6 protein-coding genes and 1 pseudogene are annotated in these 2,420 nt (G+C 36.8%); all 7 read right to left on the bottom strand.

Annotated features, from left to right (window positions below; all coding sequences use genetic code 11):
* Positions 1-81: 81 nt before the first annotated feature.
* On the bottom strand, positions 82-276 hold the full coding sequence (locus tag O9290_RS21980; RefSeq protein ID WP_002762722.1) for a type II toxin-antitoxin system HicB family antitoxin: 195 nt from the start codon (positions 274-276) through the stop codon (positions 82-84).
* Between the two features lie 218 nt (positions 277-494).
* A complete protein-coding gene (locus tag O9290_RS21975) occupies positions 495-899 on the bottom strand; it encodes a type II toxin-antitoxin system VapC family toxin (RefSeq protein WP_002762720.1) in 405 nt (134 codons plus the stop codon).
* Positions 884-1,114 carry a type II toxin-antitoxin system Phd/YefM family antitoxin gene (locus tag O9290_RS21970; protein WP_002758010.1) on the bottom strand — a complete coding sequence of 77 codons (231 nt, stop codon included), beginning with the start codon at positions 1,112-1,114 and terminating at the stop codon, positions 884-886. Before O9290_RS21970 ends, O9290_RS21975 begins: the two co-directional genes overlap by 16 nt.
* A 123-nt stretch (positions 1,115-1,237) precedes the next feature.
* Positions 1,238-1,477, bottom strand: a complete 240-nt coding sequence (locus tag O9290_RS21965; protein WP_288087543.1) for a hypothetical protein — start codon at positions 1,475-1,477, stop codon at positions 1,238-1,240.
* A 7-nt stretch (positions 1,478-1,484) separates the two neighbouring features.
* Positions 1,485-1,772: a BrnT family toxin gene (locus O9290_RS21960; protein ID WP_288056414.1), complete on the bottom strand. Its 288-nt coding sequence runs from the start codon at positions 1,770-1,772 to the stop codon at positions 1,485-1,487.
* Positions 1,773-1,871: an anacyclamide/piricyclamide family prenylated cyclic peptide gene (locus tag O9290_RS21955; RefSeq protein WP_155120369.1), complete on the bottom strand. Its 99-nt coding sequence runs from the start codon at positions 1,869-1,871 to the stop codon at positions 1,773-1,775. It lies immediately after the preceding gene.
* A 111-nt stretch (positions 1,872-1,982) separates the two neighbouring features.
* Positions 1,983-2,225, bottom strand: a pseudogene (locus tag O9290_RS21950) (Uma2 family endonuclease); the annotation flags it as partial.
* Between the last annotated feature and the right edge of the window lie 195 nt (positions 2,226-2,420).

The raw sequence follows: 2,420 nt of genomic DNA, 5'->3' as shown, positions 1-2,420 counted from the left end.
TAAATCCTTATCTGGCAAGAGACTTAATTGATTAGTTCGCTCTAGATAAAAAACAATTGACAAAAATCGCTAAATGCCTTTCTATATAAGGGTTCCATCCCTTATAACCCCCGTCCATTGCATAACACAAACCGAAGAGCCTAAAACTTCTTGGGCATTATCAATGGCTTCTTGATGGGTGCTGCCGTGAGTGCGAGCGTATTTTCCCCATTCGGGTAAACTGGCAATATAGGCATTATCTTCTTCAGACCATTGAATTAAAATGCTATATTTCATGATTAATCATCTCCTTGTTCTATGATTATTGATGATTTGGCTCTCTCGACTTATATGAGGTAAAATGTGATTATTTATTACATTATAGTGGATTGTTTCAGCTAATTTGGTGTATTAGAAAAATGCTATAAATTCTATAATCTAAGACTTTAAGCCGAAATCTATTGCCCTATTTTAGTTGAAACAGTCCACTAGGAGTAGATTAGTTGATTAGTTGCTTACCAAATTACTGAAGAATAGAAACTAGCTATTTTTTGATCTGCGGTGATAACATTTGCTTTATCTCTTTGGGTGATCGCCACAACTACTCTATCTACCGGATCTCGATGTTCCCATTTTAACCTAACACTGTCGAGCCAAATTTCCTCATTGATCGGGATAATCCGAACAACATCAGATTTTTTTAGAGTTGCAATATAATCATCTATGTTCACTCCTAAATCTAATTTGCGGTTGTTAACCTTAATGGCTATTTCCCAGATTGCTGTTGATGGTACTAAACCATTTTTTTGCTGTTCCATCTGTTCACAAGCTTCCTTGGCTTTTTGAGAAAGTTTGTCGGGATCTAAACTCCACCAGATTAAGGCGCAAGTATCAAGAACAATTTTTATACTTCCGTCCATTCTTCGGTTGTTGGGGTAGTTAAATCTTCAAAATACTGAACCTTGCCTCGCATATTCTTAAACAATTCCGCCGTTGAATAACTTTTTTGATAGGGAGAAATTCTCGCCACTGGTTTAGTCCCTTCTGTCACTAAAATTTCTTCTCCTTGTAACTCCACAATTTTCAACAATTCTAGTAAATTAGCTTTTAACTGAGTTTTGTCAACAGTTTTCATAAAAAAATTTTCCTTGGTATCCTATTGTGAATCTAAATCTTCTAGCACTGGTGAACCAAGGAAAAGGGAGACAACAGAAGAGCAAAAACCTGTACTCCCCCGCTCCCCCTCTCCCCTGCTTCCTTATCCTGCTTTTGTTATAGATGAACAAAAAGCTTTATTTGCTTGAGCATAAATTTTTAACGCCACCGACATTTGTTCTTGTGCAGTTTCTCCCTGGGATTGAAACCAAGCAAAAGTTTCTGGGTCTATTTCGACTTTTACAGTGACAAGATCTTTAGGTAGTCGCAATTGTGCGTTAACCCAAAAATCTTCTGATAGTGGAGGAATATCAGAAGTATCAATATCCTCATCTTTCATCATATCAATTCTACTCCAATCTGTTTTTGAGGTATTGCTCATAATATTTTCCTTCATACGATAAGGCTTTTCTTAAGGATATAATGCGAATTGCTTGATCATCAGGTTCAGTATAGACAATAACAACGACTCGTCCATCTAGTAAACCAATAGCTACAAAGCGAACCTCTCCATAATTCTCCCGCTCATCCAATTCAACGACCATTGGCAAGTTAAAGATACGATAAGCGTCTGCGAAGTCAAATCCATGTTTAATAAAGTTGCTTTGATTTTTGCGCTCATCCCATTCAAATTTCATCTATCTAATCATAGCAAAAGAGTTTTGACATGACTTGAGGGCGGTATTTTCCCGTTGGATAGGAGCAGCATTGCGGGGTGTTAGTGTTTTGGTTTTCATCATGGTAAGTCCGACCTAATTATTATTGAGTTCAATTATACTAACTCTTTGATGCCGAGTCAATAGTTTTTGGGTGAATTTGTGTGAAGTTTTTGTTAAATTTAGATTACTCTAACTAGATTCATTTTTGATCCTTGCTATTCCTAATTGCAAAACCTCTAAAACCTTGGCTAAATCACCGGCTAATAAAGCATCTTTATCTAACCATAGTCCAGGGAATATCTGAGAACAAATTATCCCTTCTGAGTTCGGTTCAAGTTTAATATATTCTTCATTGGTTAATCTAAACCAATCAAATTCTCCATCTTCGACTCGCCAGACTAGATATTCTTGCACTTGGTTACGGCGATAAACAGGCTCTTCGGTTTGTGTTATGCAATGGACGGGGGTTATAAGGGATGTAACCCTTATATAGAAAGGCATTTAGCGATTTTTGTCAATTATTTCTTATCTAGAGCGAACTAATCAATTAAGTCTCTTGCCAGATAAGGATTTAGTCGATTTATGCCCCCCTATCGAACCATACCAAGTAACGAAGAACCGATAAAC

This window comes from Microcystis sp. LE19-41.2A, from assembly GCF_027530405.1.
Classification (GTDB): domain Bacteria; phylum Cyanobacteriota; class Cyanobacteriia; order Cyanobacteriales; family Microcystaceae; genus Microcystis; species Microcystis aeruginosa.
The sequence above is the reverse complement of the archived record's forward strand: the minus strand, read 5'-3'. Positions and strand labels throughout refer to the sequence as shown.